The organism is Longimicrobium sp. (assembly GCF_036554565.1).
Classification (GTDB): domain Bacteria; phylum Gemmatimonadota; class Gemmatimonadetes; order Longimicrobiales; family Longimicrobiaceae; genus Longimicrobium.
Map to the genome: position 1 here is coordinate 1 of NZ_DATBNB010000597.1, position 2,855 is coordinate 2,855.

Sequence of the window (2,855 nt, forward strand, 5' to 3'; positions counted from 1 at the left end):
GCACGGGGCGGCGTTCGATGGATACCTCTTCGCGCTCCACCGGAACGAGCTTGCGCACCTGCTCGGTCTCGACGCGCTTGGTGACCCCCACCTCGCCCGCCTCTACCCACCGCGTGTTGACGTCCAGCTCCTCGTGCGAAACGACGACGCGCACGTCCTCGCCGCCGGAATGCGCGGCGGGCTGGCCGGCCGCGCCGGGAGCGACGGCCCCGGCGCGGTCTACCGGAAGCAGCCCCAGGTCTGCGCTGGAGAGCGACTTCAGGTTCACGCGCCGGACGTTGGCATCCAGATCCGCATGGCCGATGGGCACGCGCAGCGTCCGCATCTGTTCGTTCGGCGCCAGCTCCTTTACCACCTGCACCAGGATGAAGTGAACCGCCATCGACCCGGGCTCCACCAGCAGGTCTTCCACCGTCCCCGCCAGGGTGCCGTCGGCCGTGTGCACCTCCCACCCGCGCGAGTCGGCGTGTCCGTCCGCGACGGCGCCATCCAGCTCGCTGAGCCGCCGGACCGCTCCATTCCCCTGTGTCGTCATCTCCACTCCCGCAAAGGGCCGAGGCTCGGCCGTTGATCATTTCCGTCGCACGCGGAGAAGCCGCGCTAGTAATCCCGCCGGCGCCCGCTGAAGAGGATGCGCAGCGCGGCGATGGCTCCGAAGAACAGGCCCGCGCCGCCGCCCACCATCACCCCGAACATCCCGGACCAGATGGCATCGCCGTTCTGCTGGTATCCGATCACGCCACCCGCGATGCCGCCCAGCACGCCCCACCCGATCACGTGCCGGAGCACCGCGAACAGCGCGCGCACCATCAGCACCGCGAAGTTCGCTCCCGCCTCCACGTACGGCCGCATGTCCTCCGCCACCTCGCGCGGATCGCGCCCGGCGTACGGCGGCGGGGGGGCATCGAACCCCGCCGGCGTCCTGCGCGGGCGTCGGGGCGCCATCTCGACGGGCGCTCGCGGTGCGTCGCCCCGGCTGGGCGCAGGCGCCCTCGGAGGGACGGGTCGAGAGCGGCGGGCCTGCTCTTCCGCCTGGCAGCGGGGGCACTCGGCGGAGGCCAGGAAGCCGATCTCCTTGCCGTGCACGCGGCACCAGAAGCGCAGCGGCGTGCCGCAGACCTCGCATTCCCCGCCTACGGCCTCGTCGTGCTCAACCCCGCAGTTGGGACACCGCTCGATGACGCGCGTCACCCGCCCTCCCCCGTGGAGGCATCCACCGGCTCGGGGTAGACCTCGCGCACCAGCTCCGGCGGAATGAACAGGCGCCGCACCTCCGGCAGCTCGCCGCGCACCCACCGCGCCACGACGGGCACCCGCTCGTATGGACCGAACACCTCGCGCGGCAGGCGGTGCGAAAGGGTGTTGATGGTGAGCACGGGGTGCGCGGCCCAGGCCGGGAACACGGCGAATCGCTCCTCCACGTGGTCGTGCCCGCGCAGCATGCGGCCGACCGGACGGCCCAGCCGTGTCGCCAATTCGCAGAAGGCCGCGAAGTCCTCGCGCCCGAACTCGCTTCCGCGCGTGGTGCGATTGGGAATGCGCTTCCGTGCCCGCGGGTGCGCCCGCAGCCACACGAAGTCGGTCAGCACCCGCGGATCGTTCCAGTTGCCGCTCTCCGCCAGCTCGGGATGAAGATCGGTGTGGGGAATGCCGGCGTGCGCCACCAGCAGCCCGTCGGGAAAGAACAGGGCCCGCGGCGCGCGGCGGAAGAAGCGGATGATCAGCTTGCCCAGCCGCTCGGCCCAGGGGTGCCCGGCGGCGCACTGCTCGTTCAGCCAGCCGGTGAAGTCCGACGGAAGGACGGACGACTGGAAGCGCCCCTGACCGTACGACAGCGCCTCGTCGTGGTTGCCCGCGAGCACGACCACGCGCATGGGCCCCTGCAGCATCAGCTCGAAGATGCGCAGCACCACCTCCGCCGCGTGCACGCCGTCGTCGAAGAGGTCGCCGAGGAAGACGATGCGCGCGTCGGCGCCGCCGCCGCTGCGGTCCACGTGCTGCAGCGCGGCCTCCAGCGCCAGCAGGTCGCCGTGCACGTCGCCCACGAACCACACCTCGCCCAGCGGCCAGTCGTCGCCGATCTGGATGGCCTGGTCGTCGGGGCCGGCGGCGTACTCCTCGAAGGCGGTGCCGAGCGGCCCCCCGCCTGCCAGCCGCTCCTCCATCGCCGCGATGATGCGCTCGGCCCGCTCCCCGGAGGGGGGATTCGCGACCGCCGCGCGCACCGCGTTCCAATCCAGCGACCGCACCTCCAGCACGTTCACCGAAGCGGTCTCGGCGGACGCGACGGGTGCGGCCGGCGGCGGCGAGGAGTCCGGCGCGGGCGGCGGTGGATCTGCCGCGGGCGCGGCTGCCGAATCCGCGGCCGGGGCCACGTCGGGCTGCCCGCCGATCCCCTCCGTTTCCACCGTCGGGGCGGTCACCGCGTCCGAGCCTTCGGCCGGGGCGTCGGCGGACGTGGATTCCTCGGCTCCAGGATGTTCCTCGTTCTCCATCAAAGCTCGTTCTCCACGCGCAGTCGCAGGCGGGTGGGGCCGATGGTGATCACCGCGCCCTCGGGGAGCGGGGCGGGTGCATCGCCCAGCGCCGCGCCGTTCAGAAAAGTCGGGTTCCTGGCCCCGGGCGCGGGGGCGATGCTCCAGCCCCCGTGCACCAGGTCGCGGGCCAGGTGGAACTGGGGCTCCGCCGCGTACACGTGGTCGTCACCCGCAAACGTCTGCAGCAGGTGCTTGCCGATGGCCGTGTCCACCCCCACGCTCAGCCGCTTGGTCGTGGCTTCGGACACCAGCGCCAGCTTGCCGGCGCGGGTGAAGCCACACGCCTCGCACCGGCGCGTGGCATCGTCCTCGTGCACG

Annotated in this window: 4 protein-coding genes; all 4 read right to left on the reverse strand. The window is 72.5% G+C overall.

Going from position 1 to position 2,855, the window contains the following annotated elements:
* Window positions 1-535: DUF2382 domain-containing protein (locus VIB55_RS16380; protein ID WP_331877740.1), on the reverse strand; the 535-nt coding region annotated here is incomplete at its 3' end.
* Window positions 536-600: 65 nt separating this feature from the next.
* Window positions 601-1,191 (reverse strand): hypothetical protein, encoded by a 591-nt coding sequence (locus VIB55_RS16385; protein WP_331877741.1) that lies wholly within the window; start codon window positions 1,189-1,191, stop codon window positions 601-603.
* Entirely contained in the window at window positions 1,188-2,495 is a 1,308-nt protein-coding gene (locus tag VIB55_RS16390) for a metallophosphoesterase family protein (RefSeq protein ID WP_331877742.1), read from the reverse strand. The genes VIB55_RS16385 and VIB55_RS16390 overlap by 4 nt, the downstream gene beginning before the upstream one ends.
* Window positions 2,495-2,855: FHA domain-containing protein (locus tag VIB55_RS16395; RefSeq protein WP_331877743.1), on the reverse strand; the 361-nt coding region annotated here is incomplete at its 5' end. The genes VIB55_RS16395 and VIB55_RS16390, both read right to left, overlap by 1 nt.